Annotated in this window: 17 protein-coding genes and 2 pseudogenes; 9 read left to right on the forward strand and 10 right to left on the reverse strand. The window is 69.7% G+C overall.

Annotated elements, in window-relative coordinates; all coding sequences use genetic code 11:
- Positions 1–904 precede the first annotated feature (904 nt).
- The 3 genes from WMF20_RS11990 to tnpC (WMF20_RS12000) all read left to right on the forward strand — a co-directional run bounded on the left by WMF20_RS11990 (position 905) and on the right by tnpC (WMF20_RS12000) (position 3960).
- Positions 905–1318, forward strand: a complete 414-nt coding sequence (locus WMF20_RS11990; RefSeq protein WP_437613355.1) for a helix-turn-helix domain-containing protein — start codon at positions 905–907, stop codon at positions 1316–1318.
- On the forward strand, positions 1315–1659 hold the full coding sequence (gene tnpB / locus WMF20_RS11995) for an IS66 family insertion sequence element accessory protein TnpB (protein ID WP_437613357.1): 345 nt from the start codon (positions 1315–1317) through the stop codon (positions 1657–1659). Before WMF20_RS11990 ends, tnpB (WMF20_RS11995) begins: the two co-directional genes overlap by 4 nt.
- Positions 1660–1914: 255 nt before the next feature.
- Complete coding sequence (gene tnpC / locus WMF20_RS12000) at positions 1915–3960, forward strand: IS66 family transposase (RefSeq protein WP_437613359.1); 2046 nt, start codon at positions 1915–1917, stop codon at positions 3958–3960.
- A gap of 844 nt (positions 3961–4804) precedes the next feature.
- Here the strand turns inward: tnpC (WMF20_RS12000) and WMF20_RS12005 are convergent.
- Complete coding sequence (locus WMF20_RS12005) at positions 4805–5722, reverse strand: hypothetical protein (RefSeq protein WP_437613361.1); 918 nt, start codon at positions 5720–5722, stop codon at positions 4805–4807.
- Positions 5723–6106: 384 nt separating this feature from the next.
- Positions 6107–6298: a hypothetical protein gene (locus tag WMF20_RS12010; protein ID WP_437613363.1), complete on the reverse strand. Its 192-nt coding sequence runs from the start codon at positions 6296–6298 to the stop codon at positions 6107–6109.
- A 49-nt stretch (positions 6299–6347) separates the two neighbouring features.
- On the opposite strand from WMF20_RS12010, the pseudogene WMF20_RS12015 reads away from it, so the two are divergent.
- The 3 genes and pseudogenes from WMF20_RS12015 to WMF20_RS12025 all read left to right on the forward strand — a co-directional run.
- Positions 6348–6611: pseudogene (locus WMF20_RS12015) on the forward strand (transposase); the annotation flags it as partial.
- 226 nt (positions 6612–6837) lie between these two features.
- Positions 6838–8076: an IS110 family transposase gene (locus WMF20_RS12020; protein ID WP_129572563.1), complete on the forward strand. Its 1239-nt coding sequence runs from the start codon at positions 6838–6840 to the stop codon at positions 8074–8076.
- Positions 8077–8089: 13 nt separating this feature from the next.
- Positions 8090–8787 (forward strand): annotated as a pseudogene (locus WMF20_RS12025) (IS3 family transposase); the annotation flags it as partial.
- 888 nt (positions 8788–9675) lie between these two features.
- Here the strand turns inward: WMF20_RS12025 and tnpC (WMF20_RS12030) are convergent.
- The 3 genes from tnpC (WMF20_RS12030) to tnpA are packed head-to-tail and all read right to left on the reverse strand — an operon-like array spanning position 9676 to position 12090.
- A complete protein-coding gene (gene tnpC / locus WMF20_RS12030) occupies positions 9676–11343 on the reverse strand; it encodes an IS66 family transposase (RefSeq protein WP_437606001.1) in 1668 nt (555 codons plus the stop codon).
- On the reverse strand, positions 11285–11761 hold the full coding sequence (gene tnpB / locus WMF20_RS12035) for an IS66 family insertion sequence element accessory protein TnpB (RefSeq protein ID WP_437605159.1): 477 nt from the start codon (positions 11759–11761) through the stop codon (positions 11285–11287). The genes tnpC (WMF20_RS12030) and tnpB (WMF20_RS12035) overlap by 59 nt, the downstream gene beginning before the upstream one ends.
- A complete protein-coding gene (gene tnpA, locus WMF20_RS12040) occupies positions 11755–12090 on the reverse strand; it encodes an IS66 family insertion sequence element accessory protein TnpA (RefSeq protein ID WP_437606002.1) in 336 nt (111 codons plus the stop codon). Before tnpA ends, tnpB (WMF20_RS12035) begins: the two co-directional genes overlap by 7 nt.
- A gap of 91 nt (positions 12091–12181) precedes the next feature.
- Here tnpA and WMF20_RS12045 point away from each other — a divergent pair, with 91 nt between their 5' ends.
- Complete coding sequence (locus WMF20_RS12045; RefSeq protein ID WP_437613365.1) at positions 12182–12928, forward strand: hypothetical protein; 747 nt, start codon at positions 12182–12184, stop codon at positions 12926–12928.
- 236 nt (positions 12929–13164) lie between these two features.
- Here WMF20_RS12045 and WMF20_RS12050 read toward each other — a convergent pair whose 3' ends face one another.
- The 3 genes from WMF20_RS12050 to WMF20_RS12060 form a co-directional block, all read right to left on the reverse strand.
- Positions 13165–14559, reverse strand: coding sequence for a phospholipase D family protein (locus tag WMF20_RS12050; RefSeq protein WP_437613367.1), 1395 nt, complete (start codon positions 14557–14559; stop codon positions 13165–13167).
- A gap of 168 nt (positions 14560–14727) precedes the next feature.
- Positions 14728–17268 (reverse strand): TonB-dependent receptor domain-containing protein, encoded by a 2541-nt coding sequence (locus WMF20_RS12055; RefSeq protein WP_437613369.1) that lies wholly within the window; start codon positions 17266–17268, stop codon positions 14728–14730.
- A gap of 215 nt (positions 17269–17483) precedes the next feature.
- The gene (locus WMF20_RS12060) at positions 17484–18989 is read right to left on the reverse strand and encodes a lysyl oxidase family protein (protein WP_437613371.1); all 1506 of its coding nucleotides are present in this window, start codon (positions 18987–18989) and stop codon (positions 17484–17486) included.
- A 303-nt stretch (positions 18990–19292) separates the two neighbouring features.
- Here WMF20_RS12060 and WMF20_RS12065 point away from each other — a divergent pair, with 303 nt between their 5' ends.
- A complete protein-coding gene (locus tag WMF20_RS12065; protein WP_129574502.1) occupies positions 19293–19772 on the forward strand; it encodes a helix-turn-helix domain-containing protein in 480 nt (159 codons plus the stop codon).
- Positions 19769–22375: a VIT domain-containing protein gene (locus WMF20_RS12070; RefSeq protein WP_437613374.1), complete on the forward strand. Its 2607-nt coding sequence runs from the start codon at positions 19769–19771 to the stop codon at positions 22373–22375. Before WMF20_RS12065 ends, WMF20_RS12070 begins: the two co-directional genes overlap by 4 nt.
- A gap of 45 nt (positions 22376–22420) precedes the next feature.
- On the opposite strand, the gene WMF20_RS12075 is transcribed toward WMF20_RS12070, so the two are convergent.
- Positions 22421–23380: an OmpA/MotB family protein gene (locus WMF20_RS12075; protein WP_437613376.1), complete on the reverse strand. Its 960-nt coding sequence runs from the start codon at positions 23378–23380 to the stop codon at positions 22421–22423.
- A 304-nt stretch (positions 23381–23684) separates the two neighbouring features.
- Complete coding sequence (locus WMF20_RS12080) at positions 23685–24071, reverse strand: phosphatase PAP2 family protein (protein ID WP_437613378.1); 387 nt, start codon at positions 24069–24071, stop codon at positions 23685–23687.
- Positions 24072–24212 lie beyond the last annotated feature (141 nt).

Here is a 24212-nt window from a genome sequence, read left to right on the forward strand (position 1 = left end):
GTCGCTCCCGCGGCTCGGCGGGCACGCGCAGCCGGGCGTTGACGACCCGTCGTCCTCGGCTGGAGGCGACGGGCGATCAGCAGGCAGACGGGTTCCTTGGCCCCGTTCGGGGCGTCGAGATAGACGTTCCACTTGTCGGACCTCGTTCAGGCGGGGTTCGGCCACGCAGCCCGGGGTGTTGGCGCACCCGCGGGCTGCACTACTTTGGCCAACTTTACAGTGCCGTTACGAGATCTCAACCTGGCTCAAGTCGAGCTGTTCATTTTCTAACAGACGTAACCTGCTCGTTCTCAGCCGCGATGGTGTCCCCCAACGTGTCGCCCGTCCGGATCAGGTCGACGAGGAGCTCCTGCACGACGCGCCAGGCGCCAGGACCGCCGGCGGCGATCGCTTCCAGCGCCCCGACGCCGCGCCGAGACAAGCCCAAGATCAGCCCACGAAGCCGATTAACCTCTTGATATGCTTCAGAAGTGCTTGGCCTTCCTAAACCGAAGGTCGCAAGTTCAATTCTTGCCGGGGGTGCTGAAGGATTTCGCGGGGGTAGGTGGTCTCGTCCGAACCGCCGCCCTCATCCCGGACGGCCGTTACTCCGCTGTTCCCCGGTAAGGGAGGCGGACGGTTTCCCCGATGGCCCTGCCCACGAGCGCCGTGCCCACGAGCACCCTCAGGTCGGACGTCCCTCCGCTCTGCGCCGCCGCATCTGCTACGCTGCTGGCCATGAGTCTCCTGGCCGAAGAACTCCTCGACCAGGCGATGAAGCTCCCCGAGGTAGCCGCTCCGCGGACCGCGTCTTTTCCCTAGGTAGCCGCTCCGCAGACCGCGTCTTTTCCCTGGCCAGATTCGGTTGCACGCTACGCGACGTCAGATGAGGGCCGTGCCCTCGCCGAGCGAAGAGGAGCGTACGATGCCAGGAAGCAGGGAGCTGGTGCAGCTGCGTGCAGAGCTGTCGAGGTATCGAGAGCAGAAGAGCCGTGGGAAGTACCCGAGCGAGCTGCGGGAGCGAGCCGAGGCGTACGCCAGGGAGCGTTCCCGGGCGGGGGCGACGCCGACCCAGATCGCCACGGAGCTCGGTGTCCACAAGATGACTGCCGACCGATGGGTGGCTGACGGTGAGCGCGCAGACGAGGGTTCGTTGCCAACAGCCCCCAAGGCGGCTCAGCATGTTCCGTTCCTACCCGTCGTGGTGCGCCCGGAGCGCCGAGAGGCGCCACCTTTGCGGCTCAACGTCGCATTTACCGATGGGACGCGGATGCAGGTATGTGGGATCAGCGCGCGCGACCTCGTGGAAGCGATCGACGCGCTGCGGAGGGGACGGTGACCCCCGCGACGATAGCCGTCTACCTGGCGGTCGGTCCGGTGGACTTGCGAGGTGCGTTCGACCGGCTCGCCGCGACCACCCGGCAGGTGCTCTGCCTGGACCCGGCCAGTGGTGCGTTGTTCTTGTTTCTCAATAAAAAGCGCAACCGGCTGAAGGCACTTTGGTGGGACCGCAATGGGTATACAATCCTGTACAAACGTCTCTCGAAGGGTGCATTTGCTCTGCCCTCGTTCACCGAGGCCGATGGCAAGTGTATCGAGCTGTCAGCACAGGACTTCGCGCAGTTGCTCGCCGGCCTGCCTATAGAAGAGCTGGCAAACCGCCGCCGGGTGGTCCACTGAGGCGTCTGCGCCGGCGCTCGTTTACCGCGCTGCCGGCGCCAGCGCGGCCCGATGGCGGCCGACGCAGCCCGATGCGGAGATGGAGCAGGACGCGCGCTGCATCGTCCCGAAGACCTCGCGAGAGCGCGGCGCCGATGGCGCACCATGGCTGTTTCGCATTCCCGTCTTCGACGAGAAATTCTCACCAGGAGCAGCGAATTTTCTCTACGTAAGGTACTTGTCAAGAGCAAGCGCAGGGGGCATCCATGGCGCGCCTTGACCTCGACGACACGCCCCGGTGAGACCGAGCTGCCGCAGTCGGCGGAGACAGAGCGCCTTGACGGCGCGGCGCTCGTGCTCGGCTATCTCCAGGCCAGGGGACAAGGACAGGGCAGCCCCGCCGACCCCGCGTCGGTGGTCGACGCGCTGCTCCGGCGGGTGCAGGAGCTCGAGGCGAGGCTGGCCAAGCTCTCGACGGCGGAGCAGCAGGCCCAAGAGCTCGCTCGCAGTGTCGAGTCGCTCAAGGCGTACAATCAACAGCTGCGGGAGACGATTCGGACCCTGGAGATCGGGTTCCGGCGCCACGTCTCCGAGCAGGTCTCGCCTGACCAGCTGCGGCTTTCGCTGGCCGGGGAGCCAGATGCCTGTCCGGCTCCGACTTCGTCGCAGGCCGAGACCCACAGCGCCTCGCCCGATGCGGACCCGAGCGACGGCAGCATCCAGCCGCCGGGCCCCGCGAGCCCGCCGGAGCGCGCGGCGACGGCAGAGTCCTCCTCCGGCTCGGATCCCGGAGGTGGCAAGCCTGTCCAGCGCCACGAGCATGGGCGCCGTCGCATCGGTGTCATTCCGAGGGTGATCATCGAGTCGCTGCCGCCGGAGGTGCTGCTCAAAGGCATCGAGCGCTTCGAGCGTGTGGGCGTCGAAGACAGCTCGGCGCTCGGCTACCGGCGTGGCGGCCTCATCGAGATCGTCACGCGTCGCCCCAAGTACGTGGCCAAGGTGGAGACACCGGCGGCGAGCAGCGGAGCTGGAGCGGAGCCGGCTCCTTCGCCAGCCGCCGGGCCAGTCTTGAATCACGAGCGCGGCGAGCCGCTCGTGGTGCAGGAGCACGAGCTCTTGGGGATCCCCGCGGACACGTCCTTCAAGCAAAGCCCCTTCGTCGACGGCGTCCTCGTACGCTACACGCCCGAATCGGACGCTGCGGAGGACAGCGGCGGACCGGTGAAGATCGCCGCGCTGCCGGAGCGCCCGCTCGACAGGTGCCTTGCCGATCCGAGCCTCTTGGCCCACCTGTTCGTCCACAAGCTCGACTACCACACGCCCTACTACCGGCAAGAGGTGGAGTCGGAGCGCCACGGCTTCCGCATCGGCCGCGGCAACATGACACGCTGGCAGTACGATTGCGGCGGCATCGCGATGCGCATCGCCGATGCCATCTGGAGCGACGCGCTCTCGAGGTCGTGGTTCGCCATGGATGCGACGGGCACCGCCATCCGGGCCAAGGACAAGCACCGCTATGGGCATGTCTTCGTCCTGGTCGCGCCGGGCGATGGGGTGCTGTTTCGCTATACACCGACGTACGACGGCCCGGCCGTCGCGAAGCTCTTCGGCGGCTACCAGGGGACGCTCGTGGCCGATGCCTCGGCCAACCACAACGTGCTGTTCGGGCCGGGCAAGGCGCGCGAGGCCGGCTGCTGGAGCCATGCACGAAGGCGCTTCTTCAAGGCGTTCAAGGCCGGGGCGGGCAAGGAGGCGGCGTTCGCGCTCCAGACCCTCCAGGCGCTCTTCCGCGTCGAGGAGGAATGCGCCCTGTGCAGCCCGGACGAGCGTCTCGAGATCCGGCAGCGCGAGTCCGCACCGCTGATTGAAAAGCTCTTCGCCTGGGTCGAGGCGCAGCGGCAGGTCGTCCCGGAGCATTCGCCGTTGCGCGAAGGGCTGGTCTATCTGCACAACCAGAGGGAGGCGCTCTGCGAGTTCCTCTCCAACGGGGAGATCCCCATCCACAACAATGCCAGCGAGAGGGCTCTGCGCCGCGTCGTCAAGGGACGGCGCAACTGGCTGTTCCACGGCAGCGACGAGCATGCTGTCCGGTCTTGTGCCATCACGTCGCTCATCGCTACCTGCCAGATGCACGGGCTCGACCCCGAGCTGTACTTGCAGGAGATCCTGACCGTGGCTCCGAGCTATCCGCTCAGTCGCATCCTCGACCTGAGTCCCAAGAACTGGGTCGCGACGCGACAACGCCTCATCGCCGAGGGGCGGCTCAAGTACCTGGACCTGGCTCGGATCACCGGCTCGCGGCTCGCCTTCCGCGACCCCTGATCGCGCGGCGTCGCCCGCTTCCGCCGCACCCACAGCGCTCGTCGCGTCCGGAGCGGCCGAGGCCGGCGCGCGTCCTTTCCGCGCCGAGGTGCGTCGGCTCGTCGAGCCGGTGCTGTCGTCGCTTCGCGCGGCCGCCGTCGAGCTCGTCGTGGCGGGGCGCCTTCGGGTCGCTTCGGTTCGGGGCTGCTTGTCCGCGCCTCGGGTCGGCCGCCGTCCGCCCTCCTGCTCCGCGGACGGCTGGGCGGCGCTCTTGCGGCGCCCCACGCCTGCGGGCTCGGCTGCTCCCGCGCGCTCCTCCTGCCCGGCCGCGCGACGCGGGCGCCCCTTCGCGAGGGCGGGGACGTCCTCGCGGCCTTGCCACGCGACATGCGGCGCGGACAGCTTCAGCACCGCCGTCATCAGGCTCGGGACTTCGACTCCCTCCTCCCCGCTCCGTCGCTTCGCCATCGCACCGCGACTCTACGCACGGGGCCGCCTTCCACAAGCTCGCTTCAGAACGCGCTCTGCGGAGCGGCTACGCGCCGCACGCCTGTGGCCTCGGCAGATCCCGCGCGCTCCTCCTGCCCGGCCGCGCCACGCGGGCGCCCCTTCGCGCGGGCGGGGGCGTCCTCGCGGCCTTGCCACGCGACATGCGGCGCGGACAGCTTCAGCACCGCCGTCGTCAGGCTCGGGACTTCGACTCCCTCCTCCCCGCTCCGTCGCTTCGTCATCGCACCGCGACTCTACGCACGTGGCCGCCTTCCACAAGCACGCTTCAGAACGCGCTCTGCGGAGCGGCTACGCCGTCAGAGCCGCCGCCCGCGCCGGGGCCGCGCCGGATGGTGCAGTTGAAGCTGTTCGACGACTAGGCGGACCTCTTCGATGGAGCATTCGCCACAGAGACGGGCGGCAATTCGACGCGTGCTTCTGAGAAGACGGCCAGCACTTTCGTTGCCGTGCTCTCGGGGAGCGATCCTCTGGCCACCTTGCCACTGATGTATTTGGGAAACTTCTCGGGCATGTATTCGCTCTCCATCCACACGCGAAACTCGCCGAGGGCCGCAGACGGGTACACCTTTGCCGTGACGAATTCGTTAGCCTCCGACTGCGGCATATATTCAGGATACGTGTGCGGATGGTCTATTGGAGCGCCGTACTTCGACGCCAGTTCGGCCTTGCGCCAGTGCTTCGCCCAGCAGCTTCCGACGCTTCCGTCGGGGATCGTGTGATAGTCCATCACCATCCCCGCGTGGATCATCCTGATGGTCAGGTCTGCCATCTCGCGAAATACGCTGAAATAGCCCCGCGGCACCGGGTTGAGCATCAGCCTGTCGTGGAATTGCCTCCACCGCTCTGGCACCTCAGCGGCCGGCTCATAGCCGGCCATCCGGTATATGAGCATGCGCAGCGAGGCATTAGCCAGCTTTCTGAAGAGGTCCTTGGCAGCACTGGTCGGAGGGTCGGCCTCGAACGCGTAGTACTCCAAGAACGCGCTGCACACGTCGTCCGGGTACGCCTTGATGGGCGTCCCGTTCATGACGGTCGAAATGTAGAGCTTCTGTCTGGTGATTCCGAGGCGCTCGAAGAGGTCGGCCAACTTCCCGGTCCTGCTTCCGTCCTCCCAGTTCGTCGCCTGCCTGCCGATCGACCTGCGGTGGACTCCACACGCTGCCGCTAGCCCGCTCTCGGTCATGAACGCAGTGCCGTCCGAGAGCACCCCCAGTTCCCAGCCGTCCACCTCTCGCGCAGCCACCACCTCAACCGGCAATGCAAGTTGCTCCATACTCACCTCTCATCATGGCGCACCCAAAAACCGTAGCAATAACACGCACTTAAGCCTATTTTCGGGGCTTCAGAGCGCACCCCCTAGCGCGGCGGCACCGGGTGGCGACATTCCAATGTTGATGGAATATTGTCCGGGGGGGGACGACAGTGTCGTGTGACTGTAACTCTTGATTTTTTGAGATCAAGAGAGCTGGTCGAAATTTCGACGCCCACACAGTCGGCGCGCGCGCTCCACTCTCGACGGCCCACACTGCGGGAGATGGTGCCGCCGCTCGTGCCGCCAGCCAACCTCGGAGCCTCCGAAGTTTGCGAGCGAGGAGAGCCAGAGCGAGCCGCAGGTGACTGCCCGCCGTGCCGAGCGGGATGCGGAGCAGATAGGTGGCTACTCGTCGGCGACCTGCGCCATGACGGCGATCTCGCGCAGCACTTCGCCGGGCGCGCGCCCCTCGATGCGGGCGATGGCCGCGATGGCGTCCTCCAGGCGATGGGCGCTGACCTGCGGCCCGTCCACGTAGCGGTCGTGGTAGCTCGGCTGGTTGCGCCCGTCCGGCCCGATGGGCGGGAACCACAGCATGGTCCTCCCCCGCTTCCGTCGACACCCCCGACGGCACCGGGAGGCAGGGATGGGACGGAGAAAGAGGAGGGCGTTCACGCCCGAGTTCAAGGCGGAGGCGGTACGGCTGGCGAAGGCGAGCGACCGGAGCATCGGCCAGGTGGCGAAGGACCTCGACCTGACCGAGACGGCGCTGCGCGACTGGATCAAGCGCGCGGAGACCGACGCGGGCCACGGCCCGCCGGGGGCGCTGACGACGCCAGAGCGTGAGGAACTGCAGCGGCTGCGCCGCGACGTGAAGCGGCTGGAGATGGAGCGCGAGATCTTAAAAAAACGGGCATGCGCAGGGGCGCACCCGCGAAGCATGAAAGCCGGTAGACTGCGGGCGCGGATCGCGTCGGGCCAAGGTCGACGCTTACTGGTGTCGTGAGCCCGAAAAAAAACGGACCCGAGCGTCGCATCAGGCACCCTGAATTGTTGCCGTCTCCGCAAGGAGCGAGCACGCCAGGTAAAATCGCCCTTCGCGACGCTCCCCGGCGCCTTTCGCGCTGGAGGTCAAGATGGAGGTCCTGTACGCCCGCTGCTGCGGGCTCGACGTGCACAAGGAGACCGTCGTTGCATGCGTCCGGATCCAGGAGCCCCGAGGCCGCGCAAAGACGACGGTGCGTTCGTTCGGCGCGACCACGGCCGAACTCCTCGAGCTACACCAGTGGCTCACCGAGCAGGGCTGCACGCACGTGGCGATGGAGTCGACGAGCGTCTACTGGAAGCCGGTCTTCAACCTGCTCGAGGGCAGCTTCGAGGTGCTGCTCGCCAACGCGCGGCACATCAAGGCCGTCCCGGGCCGGAAGACCGACGTCAAGGACTGCGAGTGGATCGCCGACCTGCTCGCGCACGGACTCATCCGGGCGAGCTTCATCCCGCCCGCCCCGATCCGGGAGCTGCGGGACATCACACGGCATCGCAAGAGCCTGATCCGTGACAAGGCCACCCTGGCCAACCGCGTGGGCAAGCTGCTGGAGACCGCCAACATCAAGCTGAGCAACGTCGTCTCCGACGTGCTTGGCGTGTCCGGCCGCGCGATGCTCGCGGCGCTCATCGCCGGCGAGCGCGATCCGAAGAAGCTTGCGGCGCTCGCCCGGGGCCGGCTCATCCCCAAGGCCGAGCAGCTTGCCGAGGCGCTGCGCGGTGGATTCTCGAGCCATCACGCGTTCTTGCTGGAGCAGCTCTTGAAGCAGATCGACCATCTCGCCGAGCTGATCGCCGCATGCGACGCCAGGGTCGTCGACCTGTGCCAAGCGCACCGCGAGCCGCTGCAACGGCTCCGGACCATCCCCGGCGTCGCGCAGCGGACGGCCGAGGTCCTGCTGTCGGAGATCGGGCTCGACATGACGCGCTTCCCGACCGCAGGTCACCTCGCCTCCTGGGCGCGGATGTGCCCAGGCAACAACGAGAGCGCGGGGAAACGACGCAGTGGCGCGACCGGCACCGGCAACAACTGGCTGCGCACCACGCTGCTGGAGTCGGCGTGGGCTGCCTCACGATCACGCAAGACGTACCTCGGCGCGCAGTACCGCCGGATCGCGCGCCGCCGTGGGCCCAAACGAGCGGCGACCGCGGTGGCGCACAGCATCCTGGTCATCGCGTTTTACGTTCTGCGCGACGGCGTGGAGTACCGGGATCTCGGGCCAGACTATTTCGACCGCGCCAATGCGGCCAAGCTCACCAAGTACCACCTCCGGCGCCTGGCCGAGCTGGGGTACGAGCTGCCCCAGCCTCGTGCCCAGCCCGGAGCGTAGGCTTTCTAGGTAAAGCGGCGGCCTTCTTCGCGAAGGAAAACGAGTGAGGTTCGAGTTCATCGACGCGGAGAAGGCGCACTACCCGGTGCTGGTATTGTGCGCGGTGCTGCTGGTCTCGCGCAGCGGCTACTACGGATGGGCCAAGCGATCGGAGTCGGCGCGGGCCAAGGCCGATGCGCAACTTGGCGTGCAGATCCGGGCCGTGCACCACAAGAGCCGGGAAGGTACGGCAGTCCGCGCGTTCATGCAGAGCTGCGTGCTCGCGGCATACGTGTCGGCAAGAAGCGGATCGCACGGCTGATGCGCGCTCAACGCCTCGCGGCACGCAGGAAGCGGCGCTTCCGCCGCACCACCGACTCGCGGCACAAGGGCCCGATCGCGCCGAACGTGATCAAGCGGCAGTTCGATGCCCAAGCCCCCAACGAAGTCTGGGTGACGGACGTGACGTACGTCCCAACCGGCGAGGGCTGGCTATACCTGGCCGTGATCCTCGACCTGTTCTCGCGACGCGTGGTCGGCTGGGCCGCGAACGCGATCAACGACCGCGCTCTGGCGCTCGCCGCGCTGACGCTCGCCTTGGCTGCACGCCGACCGGCGACTGGGCTGGTGCACCACTCGGACCGCGGTAGTCCCTACGCCAGCGACGACTACCGTGCGGTGCTCGGAGCGCATGGGCTCATCCCGAGCATGAGCCGCGCCGGCGACTGCTACATGAGCCCGATCGAGCTCGAATTGAGGACCTACGTGACCGCGTTCGCGGGATAGTGGCACTGTCCGCGGAAGCGGGGGAGGACCAACCCTCTGGGCATGTGCTAATGGTCTCAGCGCTCGGCGCAGGGGGAGGACACCGCATCTCCCCTTTCGGTGTTGAGCCGGGTCAGCCGGAGGTTCCTGTTCGTCGGCTGGGAGCTCCCCCTGACGCTCGGCCCACAACCGTGGTCGGGTCGCGCTCGCCGACAGCGGTTCGGGAAGAGCGAAGCCTTGGCGCGGCTAGACCAACGCGGCGTAGCTGGTTCCACCGTGTAGGTCATCGTACAGGTTGACCGCCGAATCCAGTTCGTTGTAGCCTGCTATCCATCATGGGCTGGCGTGGATTCGTTCGAAGCACCGTGGCGACCGCGCGTCGTATCGAGAGGGCCGAAGCCGCTGCCAGGCGCCGTACGGAGCGCGACGCGCTCCGTCGTCGTCGCGAACTGATGGCCCAGATGGCGGCAGCCGAGCGGATGCAAGAGCAACAACGGGCGGCCTATGAAGTGGCGCTCTTTGAGAACTACCTCCAGGTCATCGTCTCCGTCCACAAAGAGTGCTGGAATCCTTGGGATTGGCGACAGATCGCTGCGGCAGCGCCGCCGCAGCGTAACCGCCCGACAGGCGCCATCTTGTGCCGTCGCGCTCCCGCGAGCACGCTCCGCCGTTTCGCCGCTGCGAGCCGTGCGCGCGCGTTCGCAGGCGGCGAGGCCCGCGCGGAGCGGCGCCCGGCGCAGCCGCGGCCGTCCGCGGCCATACGCGACCGCGCCGCCGCAGCGCACCAGGCGGCGGCTCTCGCGCTCCCCGCGATCTGTTCGATCAGCCGCCGCCCCCCCCCGGGGGGGCCTCGGCTCACGCGTCGGTCGCCGGCGACTTGCCCCAGGCGTCGGGCAGCAGCTCGTCCAGGCGCGACAGCGGCCAGCCGGCTTGCAGCTTGCCGATGACGTCCGTGGCCCACGCCAGCGGGTCGATGCCGTTCAGCTGGCAGGAGCCGAAGACGGTATACGCACGGGCGAGGCGCTCTGCTCCCTTGTCCGAGCCGGCAAACAGGTAGTTCTTCCGGCCGATCGAGATACGCCGCAGGCTTCGCTCGGCCTCACCGTTGTCGATCTCGAATCGACCGTCGGTGAAGCAGCGCCGCCACGCCGCCTCTTGACCGAGCGCGTAGCGGGTCGCTTCGTAGAGCGGTGTCTTCGGTACGAGCCGCGGGTGCAGCTCGCGAATCCACCGATACAGCTCATCGACCGCACCGAGCGACTGCTCGTCGCGTCGCTCTTTGCGCGCATCGGGCCCCAGTCCTTCGGCCTTGCAGGCGGCCTCCACCCGGTAGATCGTCTTGAAGTACGACAGCGCGATGGCGGCGCGCGCATCGCCGCTCTTCGCCGCCTTCTCGAACTTGGCGCGGATGTGCATGCCGCAGCCGAGACGGCGCTCGTCAGGCACCACGGGGGCGCCGTCCTCGTCCTCCATCGCGTCATAGCCGGCGTAGCCGTCGCCCTGCATGTACCCGCAGAAGCCGGCGAGCATCACGGCCGGCCGCTTCGAGCTCCAGTCCGGGGCATAACGAAACGCAACCAGCTTGGTGCCATCATCGACCTGGGCCGCGAACGACCAGACATGCCCGCGCTTGACCCCGTTGGGATGATCGCGATCGAGCACGCGCAGGCCCGTGTCGTCCACATGCAGGTAGAACGCCTCGACCACCCGCTCGAAGATGCGGTCGGCGACCGGGGTGAGCACGTCGACCCCGAACGCCGCCCAGTCGCCGAGGGTCGAGGGCGACAGCGACACGCCGCTGCGCTCGTACTGCTGCGTTTGCCGGTAGAGCGGCGTCGAATCGTGGTACTTGTGCACGAGGATGTGCGCGAGCAGGCCCGGTCCCGGTCGGCCCCGATCCATGACCTTCTCGCTCGCCGCGGTGACGACGCCCTCCTCGGGGCAGGCGGGGCAGGCCAGCTTCTCGCGCTTCTCCTCGATGATCCGGAACTGGGCCGGCACGAACTCGAGGACCTCGCTGGTGCGATAGCCGATGCACTGTTTCGTCTCCCCGCACTGCTCGCAGGCGCGCTCGGCCTCAGGGACCTGGATGACGCGCTCCTCGCGCGGCAGGTCCTTGGGCAGCGGCGCGCGGCCACCGCGGCCGCGCGGAGGCTTCGGAGGATCAGGCGGCTGCGGTATGGGGCCGTCGCCCGGCTCTGTCGCTGCCGCCTCGTTCGAGGGAGCGGGCGCGGGCTCGCCGCCCTTCTGCTCCGCGTCGCCGAGCGCCGCGAGCATGAGCGACAGCTGCTCGGAGCTGACCTTCTGGCTCTTGCGGCCGTACAGCTCACGAAGCGCGTTGGCCAGCCGGACGCTCAGCGCGGTGTTGGTGTCTCGCTGCCCGACGAGCAGCTGGACGACCAGCTCGATGAGGTCCGCGATGCGCCCCTCGGCTGCCAGCTGCTCGAGCTTGCGCCGGACATCCTCAATGTCGACGGGTAGCTTGGCGGGCGGTGCGGGCGGCTCGGTCATCGGGCGCGCCATGTATCCACGGCGCGCCGGACAAACAAGGCGTTCCGTTTTCAGACGGAGTTTTCTCCGTCTCGGCCCTCGTCGGGCGCCAGCGCTTGCGCCGTGTCGCGGTCGACAGGTCCAGCCCTTCGAGCATCAGCGACAGCTCCGCGGACTCGACCTCGACGTGCGTCGCCCCTTGCGGCACGTCGCGCGCCAAGTGGAACCTTCCGCACGCCAGCTTCTTCGCCACAAGCATGTACCCAGTGCGATCCCAGAACAAAATCCGGATCTGGTCGCCTCGCCGATTCCTGAACACGAACAGATGCCCGCAGAGCGGATCGGCTCCGAAGCACTGCGCGACCAGCGCCGAAAGGCCATCGAAGCTCTTCCGCAGGTCGGTCGGCTCGGCCGCGACGTACACGCGCACCGACGGCGGCAGCGTCAGCACGGCACCTCCTCGGCAGCGAGCGCCAGCACTCGCTCGAGCGTGGCCGGGTCGAAGCCCGGCCGAACACGGACCACCCGGCCGTTGGGCAGCGCGATCTCGATCGGCTCTGCCGCCGCCGGCGATGTGTCGGCCACCACGTGCACCGGCAGAAAGCGCGGCGCCTCCACCGACGGAGGCGACGGCTGGGAGGCCACTTCAGCCCGCAGCTTCCAGCGCCACCAGTACAGCTGCTTGGCCTTGTACCCCTCGCGCCGTGCGAACTGCTCGGCGCTCAGTCCGCTCCGCTCCCATCGCTGCACCCGCTCGGCCCACTCCACTCTCGTCGCCATCGCTTCCTCCTTCGTCGCGATGGGAACAGCTAACCGGCGCCGCACGGGCGGTCACGATGGCGTTGGTCGGGCGCTTACGCCGCAGCCGCCCGTGTTCAGCGGGCGCCAAGAAGCGGCGGCACAGCATGCGCTCCAGACCTACGAGCCGTCGCTCACAGAGAAGCTGTTCAAGCAGGAGGTCAGGCGAAGACAAGCGCTGACCGAGGACATCGAGCGGGCGCGACAGGGAGACCAGGCCGAGCATCACATGGCGTTACAGCAGCACCAGCAGGCCATGGCCCAGTGGCAGTGGTACAGCCGCGTGGCCCACGGCGTCCTCTCGCACGATCTCGAAGCCTACAGGGCAGTGCTGGATTACCTTGCGCCCTTCGACGAGCTGAGCGAGCTCGGGATCGTCGTATCGCTCGACGAGGTTCAGCCGGGCGGGATTGTCGTCACCTGTGCCGTGCGCGACCAGGAGATCGTTCCCACCGAGGAGCGGCGGCTGACCGCGGCAGGCAAGCTCTCCGTGAAGACCATACCTGCTGGGCGCTACTGGGAGCTCTACCAGGATCACGTATGTAGCTGTGCATTGCGCGTGGCCCGTGAGATCTTCGCGCTGCTACCAGTTGAGCGGGTCGTCGTGAATGTCTCGACGGAACTCCTCGACGTTAGCACCGGGCACAAGGGGCCGATGACGATCCTCGGCGTCAACTTCGTCCGCCCCACGTTCGAGCGGCTGAACTTGGACAGGCTCGACCCATCCAATGCCATGACGAACTTCGTGCATCGGATGTCGTTCAAGAAGACGAAAGGGTTCTCGGTCATCGTCCCGCTCACCCTTGTTGAGGGGGCCTGACGAGGGCACTGCCCTATCGTCCTCGTCGCGAGCCGCTGCGGCGGGCAGGCGGTATGCCGCACAAATTCGCCATACGGTCGGCTAGTAGACCTCGCGCGCTTCGAAGCGCTGCTCGTCACGGGCGCCTTTAGGATGAGCAGCACCGAGGGTCGGGACGCTCGCGCTGGCTGTCGAACGGTGGCGTGCCCAGCTTCTACGAAAGCCGCTCGTGCCGACGGATCCGGAGAGGCGCTCACCTACTTGAAGACCTGTACGTCGTAGCCGAGCGCTCGGAGAGCCTTGTTGGTGCGGTCGTTGCGAGGCGGATAGTCGTTAGGCCTGGCCCAACCGAGAACCTCGCCGAGGGAGCTCTTGCCAAGGCGCGGAAGCCTCCACCGTTTATCTCTTGTCGCGATCCACAGTCGATCCACGGCGTCGACGGGATCGCTAGCGTAGATGACGAACCGGAGGAGATCGACGACGCTCTTGCCGGTGTCGGAGTGCCTGGTCCAGATCCACTTCGCAAATCGCTCGACCCGTTCATCCTCAGATTCATGGTGATCGGCTGGGAGCCCGTAGGTTGAGTTCTCGATACGACGGGCATGGTCGCGGAAGGCGTATACGTTGATCATGGCCTCCACGAACGTCTCCTCGGTCATGCTTTCGAGCGTGGCTCTCGTGAGTAGCTCTTGCATGCGAGGCGCACGCTCGCGGATGAAGTATGCCTCATCATAGGCGCCCTTCGAGGGAGGCTCGCTGAGGCTGGCCCACCAGTCAGCCGCAGTGGCGAGCGCCCGCTCCGGGGACGCCTTATGGCGTTCGTAGAGCCACCCGACCTTCGCGCCGCTGTCGCCCTCGTCAAACGACTTCAGTACGATGTGGTAGTAGTAGCCGTGCAGGAACTGGTCGAAGTGGACCGTGGGGTTCGCCGTCGCGGGCACCCAGACGGGCCTCTTCTTCATGGTATCGAAGTCACGGCACAGCGTCCGCATGAGCTGAAGCGTCTCACGCCACTCATCCACGAACTCCTGACGTGCTTTCGACGGGCGCTCGCTGGGCCGGAACACGAACGTCTGCCCGGCGTATGGCTTCTCCTTGCCCAGTATATCGTCGTACTTTCGCTTGAGGCTGTCGATGTGCAGCCGGATGCGGCGGCGTTCCTTCTCGATATCATCGAGCTTCGCGTACGGCTCGTTAGTCAAACGGAGCGAGATCCGGTCCAGCTCCTCGAACAGGTTGTCGAGCTGCTCGGCGACTCCGCAGTCTTCCAACTCATCCTCTGTGAGAAAGAGGCCGGCCTCGATGTTCTTCTCCCACCCGTTACGCGTGAGATTGGCCGAGCCGATGTACGCTCCGTACCCGTGCCACCAGATGACCTTGGGGTGGTAGGCGCCGTTCACCAGGAAACACTCGACCGTCGGAGGAGCCTTCTTGAGGAACCAGTCTAGGAGCTGGACCGCGACGGCGCCGGTCTCATCCATCCGTCCATAGAATTTCAGGCGAACCTCGGGATGCCGGCGAAGGTGATCGATCAGCGGCTCGTGCAGCTCGGCGTACGCGACCGCGGCTCGGATCGACTTCGAGACCGGGTACGACTGGGTGAGCAGGTTCACGAGAAACGTGCCGTTGATCTTGCCCAGAATGGTCTGCATGGCGATGAAATGATCATCGAACGCGCCCGCGGCGGCAAGACCGGCTGTAGATGAGCCGGGTGCCAGAGACCGGCCTCATGGACCTTGAGGCGCGGTCACCGGCGCATCGCGCCCCGCCGACACGCCCGCCGCCGGACGCACCCTTCAAGCTCACCTCGCCCCACGCCGTCAAAACCCGCCCTCCAGCCCGAGGCTCGGCACGGTGACCGGCCCGAACTCCGTCGGCTGGCACGGCTCGAACGCATCGCACATCCGCGGCATGTTCTCCTTCGACATCGTCGCGTTGAGCACGTCGAGCACCACCGCCAGCCAGCCCGACTTCCCGATCGACCAGCGCTTCTCCAGGCGGACATCGAGGCGGAAGAACGGCGGCAGCCGCTCCCACCGGGGCTCCGCGCCGGCAGCCGACCCCAACCCCCCGGGGACGCCGCTGCCCGGCGGGAACGCCACGCCGCCGACCCGCTGGGGAAGCCCGGAATAGAACACGAAGCGCCCGCCAGCCCTGTAGCCGCGGCCGAAATCGTAGGTCAACGCGGCGTTCGCCACGTGGGTCCGATCGACCGAGGTCACCTGCCGGCTGCGGCCGATGCTCCGCGTGGAGCGGGACAGCGTGTACGACGCGAATCCTCCGATGCGCTTCGTGAGCCGCCGGTGGGCCGACAGCTCCACGCCGGTCGCGGCCCCGAGCGAGCGGAGCGTGAAGGCCTCGTCGATCGACCCGAAGCCGACGGCGCCGAGCGCGTCGGTCATGTTGAAGAACGCGTTGTGGAACACCGAGACCGTCGCGTCGATGTCCGCCGGCAGCGCGAACTCGAGGCCGGCGCTCGACTGGAAGCTCCGCTGGAGCCCGTCGTCGAGGCGCGGGCGGACGCCAGGGATCGGAACGACGAAGCTCGGCAGCTGGGACGCGAGGCCGTGCGCCTGCACGAACGTGACGCCGCGCCCCAGAGAGAGCCGCGCCGAGAGCCGCGGATCGACGCCGAGCGCGACCGCGCCGTCCGAATGGTAGAGATCGAGCCGGAGCCCCGGGGTGATGCGCAGGCGCGGGGTGATCGCAATGTCAGCTTCGATGTAACCGCCCGCCGTGAAGTCGACGCGGCTCAACAGGAGATCGCCGACGGAGACGTCATCATCGTCATCGTCCGGCGCGACGCCGCCCCGGGAGTCGCCGACGTCGGTCCCGAGGTCGAGCTCGTTGTCGTCGACCACGGCGTCGATGCCAGCCCGGATCACGGTCTCGTCGCGCAGGCGGTGAGCGAGCGTGAGGCGCGCGCCGAGGCTCCGCGTCAGCGCCTTCTGGCCGCCCTCGATCCCCGTCTCGTCGTGGCCGAGCGTCACCGCGCCGCGCAGCGCGCTGCCCTGGCCATAGGCATGGTCGTACCGGAGATCGATCCGGTGAAATGTGGTGTCGAAGAGGGTCGTCGTCTCGCCGGCCGACTCGTCTCCGAGGTAGTCGTGCGCGCCGAACGCGAAGAGGCTCACCCGACCTTGCGAGGCGACCTCGTACGACAGGCGGGCCTGATAATCCCAGTAGTCGAGCGCCGCCTCGGGCGCGGCCAGCGAGAGGAGCAGCGCCGTGTAGGAGTAGCGGCCGCCCACGAGCGCGACCCCGCGGCCGCCGGCGAACGGACCCTCGACGAGCCCGCCCACGTCGACGAGCCGGAGCATGCCCTCACCGTGCCAGTACGGGAGCGGCGGCGTCGTCTCGCCAGCGACGATCCCGCCCGCGTACCGACCGTGACGCGCGGGATAGCCGCCCGGATAAAGGTCGACGCGATCGACGATGCCGGGATGGACCACGGAGGGCCCGAGCCCGAGGTGATAGAGGTAGGGGACGCGGACGCCATCGAGGAAATAACCGACGTTGCCCGGCGGCGAGCCGCGGACGTAGAAGAACGGCAGCCCCGTGACGAGCGGGGTCACCCCGGGGAGCATCTCGATCGCGCGGAAGGGGTCGCCGAACGCGCCGGGGACGATCCTGACCTCGCCGCGGCTCAAGCTGGAGACGCCGGGCGCCTGCTGCTCGCCATGCACGGTGACCTCGAGCGATCGCGGCGCGCTCGGGGGCGGCACTTGCGCCCGGGCTGGGCCGCCGCCGGGCGTGGGCGGAGCCGCCGCCGCAGGCGCGGAGGCGTCGGGCGGCGCGGGCGGCGCGGCCTCGGTGAAGCGGACCTCGACGCGGATCTTCGCGGCGACCGGCGCGCCGTTCCGGGTGGCCGGCGCGAAGCGGAACGACGTCGCGGCCGCGACGGCGGCCGAGGCGAACGGCTCCTGCCCCTCCTCGGCGACCGCGGAGCGGACCGTCCCGTCCGCGTTGACGGTGAGGACGAGGCGGACCAGCGCGTCGCCGTGCGCGCCAGCAGGGTAGTCGGCGCCGAGCGGCGTGAGCGGCGTCGGCGGGACCAGCGCGTCCGGCGGCGGTGCATCCCGTGGCGACTCGGCCGGCGGCGCGCCGCGGGGCGGCTCTGCCGGCGATGCCTCGCGCCCAGCCGGCGGCGCCTCGCGCCCAGCCGGCGGCGCCTCGCGCCCAGCCGGCGGCGCCTCGGCGGACGGCTCGGCCGGCGGCTTCGCATGGGGCAGCGGCGCGTCGGGCGCGGCAGCGGCGAGGCTCGGCGCGAGCGCGCTCGCGAGCAGCGCCGCGGCCGCCGTGGATCTCCGGAGAAAGCTCATCGCCGCGCCATGGATATCGAAGAGGGCAGCCGCCGGCATCAACCACGGTCTACGCCGAACGACACGCTCACTTCCCCTTCGCCGGATCGCCGCCTCGAAGAAGGCGCATCGCGTCTCCTGCGGCCGGACGCGGGGCGCGCCCAGCTGGACGGCCCTCCGCCGCCCCGCGAGCGCGCCGCCGCCCGCGCGGCGCTCTCGTAGCACGCGCGCGGGCGGACCGTGAGGAGGAGATGGACCGGGCGCGAGGCCGCGGCTTACGGGGTCGCGACGGTGGCGGAGACGTCGCAGGTGAACGAGGCCATCGCGTTGTACGACGCGACGAGCACCGTGTAGACGCCGCTCTCCGGGCAGACGAACTGCGTCTGCGGGCAGTAGCCGCACGCGTCATCCACCGAGGACAGGGCCGCCGCGGCGGTGCACGCCGAGGCGCCGTCGCACACCCGCATCATCGGATCGTTCACGCAGGTGCCGCCAGGGCAGCCGCAGCCCACGGTGAACACCGTGTTCGGGTCGCACGCCACGGCCTCGTAGCCGGGCGCGATCGACCAGCCGCAGTCGCGCCACTCGCCGCCCATCGGGTTGGAGCAGGCCGAGAGCGGATCCCCGGGCACCGTCGGTCCGTCCTCCGGGATGGTCACGGGGACCTCGATCGTGTTGTTGCCGTAATCGCTCTCCGGCAGCGTGCGATCGGCGTTGATCGTGATGCGGAGGAGATAGTCGCCCGGGCTCACGCCGGTGATGTCGACCCACTGGCAGTCGAGGCCGGAGCTGTAGACGTCGCTCCAGCCGCGCTGGATGCCCTGGAAGCCGCAGTGGAAGCGCGGCGTCGACGGCGCCCCCGGGATGCCCACCGGCGAGCTGTCGAGCAGGCAGAACGCCTGCTTGTGGCCGGTCGCGACGACCGCGCCGGTCCCGTCGAGGAGCTCGTACCGGGCATACCCCTCGAAATGGTAGTGGCCGTGGCACGCCGAGTACTCGAAGCCGTCGACGGCCGTCGGATCGCCGAGGATCATGTCCGCCTCACCGACGTTCGGCGTCTCGGTCGAGAAGCGCATCAGGCGGCGGTCGCCCGCCCCGCCCACGCAGCCCTCCACGATCGCGCAGCTGTCCGCCGGGAAGCTCTCGTGGCCGATGCTCAGGCTGAACCGCGCCACGTCCGCGGAGACGGTCAGGTCGGGCAGCGGGCACGCCTCGCCCGCCCCGAGCTGCGTGCAGGTGCCGACGAAGCCCGCCACGCAGCACGTCTCGCCCGGCCCGCACTGGCTGTCGTCGGTGCACAGCGTCGACGCGGAGGGCGCCTCCTCGACCTCGATCACGATGTCGAACGAGCCCCGGTCGAGCACCACGTCGTCCCCGCCGACCCGGAAGCGCAGCGGGACCAGCGTGTTCTGGTCGGCGTAGACGTTGAACCACTGGGGGTTCGGCGAGAGGAACTGCGCCTCCACCGGCTCGATCGTGTTGTCCAGGTTCAGGCGCTCGAGCCGCCAGCCCTCCTGAAGGAACGTGTAATAACTGCCCGGCGGGACGTCCGCGCTCAGGCGAAAGCGGTTCGGGTCGTCCTCGGTGTTGAAGAAGATCGTGTTCTGAGGGCCCTGGACCATCACGATCCCGTCGCGCAGACGGTACACGTTGCCCGACGCCGCAGCGCCGATCAGGTTCAGCTCGATCTGCCCCGTGTCCTCGTCCTGCGTTCCTCCCTCTCCTGCTGAACACCCGGCGAGAGCGATCATCCCAAAGAGCGCGAATTTCGAAAGCTTCATGTGAGCCGCGGACCTCCTCATCTCTCCAGCACGAAACGCTTGATGCCCTGACCGCACCCGGTCCTTCACGTGAAGGCCGAGGTGCGCCGAATTTGTCAGGACATCACACGTTTCCGACGCCGTCCATCGACCGACGCCGTCGGCGAGTACGACGCGCAGCTCACCGATCCTCCCCGGGCCGCCCACGGGAGCAGCTTTGCGGCGGAGACCGGCGCCCCGGTCCACACCGGCGGCGCGCCCTTCGGCGCGAGGCGCGCGGCGGTTGTGGGTGTCTACTTGACAGTAGAAGTGTCGTGAATCAGGATGCTCGTCGTGATGACGTACAAGCTCGACGAGCTCGCGGGCGAGGCGGGCGTGGCGCCGCGCACGGTGCGGTATTACGTGCAGCGCGGCCTCCTGCCGGCGCCCGAGTTCCGCGGGAAGGACACCTCCTACGGGCGCGAGCACCTCGTCCGGCTCCGCGCCATCAAGGTCCTCCAGCAGGCGCACCTGCCGCTCGAGGAGATCCAGGCGCGCCTCGCGGGCGCCGGCCTGGAGGAGATCGAGCGCATCGCCGCGGGGGCGCCGCCCCCCACCAAGGCGGGCGGCTGCGCCGGTCCGGCGGAGGCGGCCGCGGCGTCGACGCCCGCCGCCGGAGCGCCGCGCGGCGAGCGCTGGGAGCGGGTCGAGATCGCCGACGGCGTCGAGCTCCACGTGCGGAGCGACGCGCCGGAGCGATCGCGGCGCATCGCCCTCGATATCGAGTCTCGTTACGCAACCCTTGCCCCGAAAGGCTCGCGATGATCCCGTCCATCGATCCCTCGCTTCCGGCGGCGACGCCGTGCTCGTGTCTACGCTCCTCCGAGGGGCACCCGGTCCCGCTGCTCGGCGTCTCCCTCTCGGGGGAGGTCTTCGGCGGCGCGGCGCGGCTCGTGGTGCGGCAGCGCTACAGGAACGAGGAGCGCCGGCCGATCGAGGCGATCTACACCTTCCCGCTGCCGAGCGAGGCGAGCATCGCGGGCTTCGCCATGGAGTGCGCCGGCCGGAGGCTCGAGGGGGAGGTCAAGGAGCGGGAAGAGGCGTTCCAGGCCTACGACGAGGCGGTCGCCGCCGGCCACGGCGCGGCGCTGCTCGACGAGGAGCGCCGCAACGTGTTCACGGCCAGCGTGGGCAACCTCCTGCCCGGGGAGGAGACGGTCGTCGAGGTCGCGTTCGTGCAGCCGCTCCAGGCCGACGAGGGGGCGCTGCGGCTCATGATCCCGACCCTTGTCGCGCCCCGCTACATCCCCGGCAAGGCCGGGGGCGAGCGGACCGCGCACGGCGCCCACGAGCCCACCGACCAGGTGCCCGACGCCGACCGCATCTCGCCCGAGATCGCGCGGGTCGACTACGGCATCACCGTGGATATCGTCTTCGATCTGGGGCGCGACGTCGCGATCGAGAGCCCCTCGCACGCGCTCGCCGTGCGCCGCGAGGGAGGGGGGCGGCAGCGCGTGTCGCTCCGGGGCGACGAGGCCGCGCTCGATCGGGACATCGTGCTCATCGCCACGGGCGCGCCGGGCGTCCAGGCGGGGATCGTCTGCGACCGGGCCGCCGGCAAGGAGGGGACCTTCGCGCTCACCGTCGTGCCGGATCTGTTCGACGCGAAGCGGTCGCCCGCCCGCCGCGACGTCGTGTTCGTGGTCGACGTGTCGGGCTCGATGCAGGGCGAGTCGATCGACCAGGCGAAGCGCGCGCTCCGCCTGTGCCTCCGCCACCTCGCCGAGGGGGACCGGTTCGGGGTGATCGCCTTCTCCAACACGTTCCGGGCGATGGAGCCGTCGCTCGTTCCGTTCACGCAGCGGACCCTCGAGGCCGCGGACGCGTTCGTCGAGGGCCTCGTGGCGTCCGGCGGCACCGAGATGCTGCAGCCGCTGCTCGCGGCTGCGGGCATGCTCCGCGACAAGGGGCGGGACCGCGTGGTCGTGAAGGATCGGGACCGCGTGGTCGTGCTGCTGACCGACGGCCAGGTGGGCAACGAGGCCGAGATCGTCGACCGGGTCGCCGAGCAGAGCGAGGGGGTGCGGGTCTACACGTTCGGGATCGGGACGAACGTGAGCGATCTGCTCGTGAACGATCTCGCGCGCCGGACGCAGGGGGCCGCGGAGCTCATCCACCCGGGCGAGCGCATCGACGAGAAGGTGACGGCGCAGTTCGCGCGGGCGACGGCGATCCGGGTGACCGGGCTCGAGGCGCGCTTCGAGGGCGTCGACGTCGGCGAGCTCTCGCCGGCCGAGCTCCCGGCGCTGGTCGACGGCGAGCCGTGGGTGCTCTACGGCCGCTACGAGCGACCGGGGGTGGGGCGCGTGGAGCTGCGCGGGAGCCTGCGCGGGGAGCGCTTCCACCTCGCGGTGCCGGTCGAGCTCGAGGCGGAGGCGTCGCGGCCCGGGCTCGAGGCGCTGTGGGCGGGCGCGCGCGTGCGGGAGCTCGAGGCGTCGGAGCGCGGGATGTCGGGCAAGCGCGCGGAGGCGATGCGGAAGCGCATCGTGGACCTCGCGGTCCGGCACCGGGTCGCCTCGAAGCACGCGTCGTTCGTGGTGATCGAGCGGCGCACGGGCGACCGGCGAGCCCACGGGCAGCCCGAGGCGAGGCCGGTGCCGGTGAGCGCTCCGGCGGGGTGGGGGATGAGCGGCCGCGGCCCGGCGGCGCCGGCCGCCGCGTTCGCCGCGATGGGCGGTCCGATGATGATGCCTCCCTCCATGAAGGCCAGCCCCTTCATGAAGGCCAGGGCCTCGGCGCCCGCGCCCGTGGCGATGTCGGCGCCGGCGCCCAGGGCTGCAGAGGGCAGCTCGGCGCCGGCCGCCCGCGGCCTGCTGTCGCGCGCGAAGCAGCTCTTCCAGCCGAGCGCCGCGGCCCCTGCCGGCGCGGTGGCGCGGTGCGGACCCGCGGGGCAGCAGCACGGGTCCGGGCCGGGCGCGCCCCCCGCGCCGGCGCCGGGCGCTGCTCCCGGAGGGACCGAGCCCCAGGGCGCCGGCCTCGGGCGCATGTTCGAGGAGCAGCTCGCGTCCGGGCTCTGGGAGCGCGGAGAGCCGACCGATCTCGGCCGGCTCACCAGCACGGCGCGGTGCCTCGCGGCGTGCAGTGAGCAGGGCGTCGACTCGGCCCACCCGATCTACGGCGCGCAGGTGGCCAAGGCGATCGAGGCGCTCTGCGCGCTGGCCGGGTCGCTCCTCCAGCGCGGCGGCGCCGACGGCGAGGTCGCCGTGGCGCTCGCGGCCGCGTACCTCGCCGCGAGCGGCCGGCGGCTGCGGGCGCGGGTCCACGACGCGGTGGCGGCCGCCGCGCCGGAGGCGGTGCGCGCGGTGCTGGGCGAGCTCGGCGACGCCGGGGCGCTCAGGAGGAGGGTCGAGGTGCTGCGCGGCGCATGAGGGGCTCGCCGCGGCCGCATGCCCTCGGCCGCGCGCGGCTCGGTCTCAGGGATACGTGTCGTCCCCGCCCTTCACGCCGGCGCCCGGACGGGCCTCGCCGGCGGGGCGGGCCTCGCCGGCGGGGCGAGGCGCCTCGCCGGCGGGCCGGGCATCGCCGGCCGGGCTCTCGGCGATCTGCGCCGTCCCCTCCACCACGATCTCCAGGCGCGGCTCCGGCGCCTGCGCCGGGGCGCCGCCGCCCGCGTCGGCAGGCGGCAGGTCGGCGAAGCTCGCCAGGCTCAAGCGCGCGACGGGCAGCCCAGCCTCCTTGGGCTGCGCGAGGAAGAGCAGCACGGCGCGCGCCTGGGCGACCGTCACGTCCCAGCCATTGCGCCACGCCACGCCCGGCGCGACGCCCGGCGCGCCGCCCGCCGTGTGGCCGACGACCTTGTAGTCGAGGCCCTTGAGCGGCTCATGGCTGCGGATGATCGCGGCGACGTCCCGCAGGATCTTCTCGCCCGCCGGGGAGAGCGCGTCGCGGTTCCCCTTGAACAGCACCCGGGTCGGGATCGAGATCACCACGCGGCCGTCGCGCGGCGCGACCGTGACGTCCCCGGCGGCGACCGGGAGGAACGCCCTTAGGACGCCATTGTCGCGATCGGACGGCGAGCGAGCCCCGGCCGCCTCGCCGCGATGCGCCCCAGCGCCCGGCCCGGTGCCGAGATCGATGCCCTCCGCGGAGAGCGGATCTTCTCGCGGCGGCGCCGCGGCGCCCCCGCGCGCGACGTCCTGCTCCAGCTGGCGGACGCGCTGCTGGCTGGTCTGCAGCTCGCGCTGGAGGCGCTCGGACCGGTCGAGCTGGGCCTGCATCTCGAACTCGGTGTAACCGCACCCGACGAGGAGCGCGGGCGCGAGCAGCGCGACGAGGCGGCGTCCGATGCCGCCGGCGCGGACGGGGAGGGGACGGGCGACCCCGGCGCTCCCCTCCGCGCTCACCGCTGCGATACCCAAAGCAGGCAATTGCACTTGGCAGGCTCCTTTTCGCCGGATCATCCGGATCCATCCTCCTCGCGCCGGTGCGCTGAGCGGCGGGAGCCTATCCGAGCGGTCCTGGTCCCACAAGGCGCGCGCCGGGTCCGAGGCAGGTCCGGGACGCTCGCGAGCGCCGGGTGGGGGCGGACGCGCCCGGCACAGACCCGGTTCCGCTCCGCTCGGCGGCGCACCGCGGTCACGGCGCGCGAGCAAGCAGGCCGAACGGGTGCCCGGACCAGGGGACACGCCCGCCGAGAGGAGCGGACGGCCGTCCACCGGACGCCCCTCGGCGAAGCCTTCAATCGAGCGGCTGGAGCACCCCCTCGAAGACGGCGTCTCCGACAGCTCTGCCCTGGCGCATCCCGTTCTCCGCATCGAACCTCCAGTGGACGCCCAGGTAGATGCGGCTGGTCGCGACCTCATGAACCGCCTGGCGGAATCCGGGGTAGCAGCGCTCGATCCCGGGGCGGACGTCGCCTCGCGCGTCCGTCGTTCTTCCGTTGAACTCGTCGGACACGAAGCAGAAGGGTACATGATTCGTATGATAATAACGGCTCAGCACCTGGAACATGGCAGCCTCGAGGCTCGCGTGTCCGGAGTGGTACGACGGGAAATTCGGCGTCTCGTGCAGCGGGCCCCCGTTGCTACCGGGGGATGCGAGGGGCGTCCAATGCCTGTCCTGCACCGTGAGCGGGTTTCCATCGATGTTGGCGAGACGGATCCCGATGATCGGCCGCCAGAAGTTGTAGTTTTCACCGCGTCGTAGATCGCCGCGTGGACGATCGCGAGAGCCCGTGAGGCGCGCGTGGGCCCGCCCTGCTCCGGC

It is taken from the genome of Sorangium sp. So ce834 (genome assembly GCF_051521425.1).
Lineage (GTDB): Bacteria > Myxococcota_A > Polyangia > Polyangiales > Polyangiaceae > Sorangium > Sorangium cellulosum_D.

Excerpts from the sequence above, each read along its gene's own strand:
- WMF20_RS11990 (WP_437613355.1), top strand. The coding sequence starts at position 905 with ATGCCAGGAAGCAGGGAGCTGGTGCAGCTGCGTGCAGAGCTGTCGAGG.
- WMF20_RS12005 (WP_437613361.1), bottom strand. The coding sequence starts at position 5,722 with ATGGAGCAACTTGCATTGCCGGTTGAGGTGGTGGCTGCGCGAGAGGTG.
- WMF20_RS12010 (WP_437613363.1), bottom strand. The coding sequence starts at position 6,298 with ATGCTGTGGTTCCCGCCCATCGGGCCGGACGGGCGCAACCAGCCGAGC.
- WMF20_RS12020 (WP_129572563.1), top strand. The coding sequence starts at position 6,838 with ATGGAGGTCCTGTACGCCCGCTGCTGCGGGCTCGACGTGCACAAGGAG.
- tnpC (WP_437606001.1), bottom strand. The coding sequence starts at position 11,343 with ATGGCGCGCCCGATGACCGAGCCGCCCGCACCGCCCGCCAAGCTACCC.
- tnpA (WP_437606002.1), bottom strand. The coding sequence starts at position 12,090 with ATGGCGACGAGAGTGGAGTGGGCCGAGCGGGTGCAGCGATGGGAGCGG.
- WMF20_RS12050 (WP_437613367.1), bottom strand. The coding sequence starts at position 14,559 with ATGCAGACCATTCTGGGCAAGATCAACGGCACGTTTCTCGTGAACCTG.
- WMF20_RS12055 (WP_437613369.1), bottom strand. The coding sequence starts at position 17,268 with ATGCCGGCGGCTGCCCTCTTCGATATCCATGGCGCGGCGATGAGCTTT.
- WMF20_RS12060 (WP_437613371.1), bottom strand. The coding sequence starts at position 18,989 with ATGAAGCTTTCGAAATTCGCGCTCTTTGGGATGATCGCTCTCGCCGGG.
- WMF20_RS12065 (WP_129574502.1), top strand. The coding sequence starts at position 19,293 with ATGCTCGTCGTGATGACGTACAAGCTCGACGAGCTCGCGGGCGAGGCG.
- WMF20_RS12070 (WP_437613374.1), top strand. The coding sequence starts at position 19,769 with ATGATCCCGTCCATCGATCCCTCGCTTCCGGCGGCGACGCCGTGCTCG.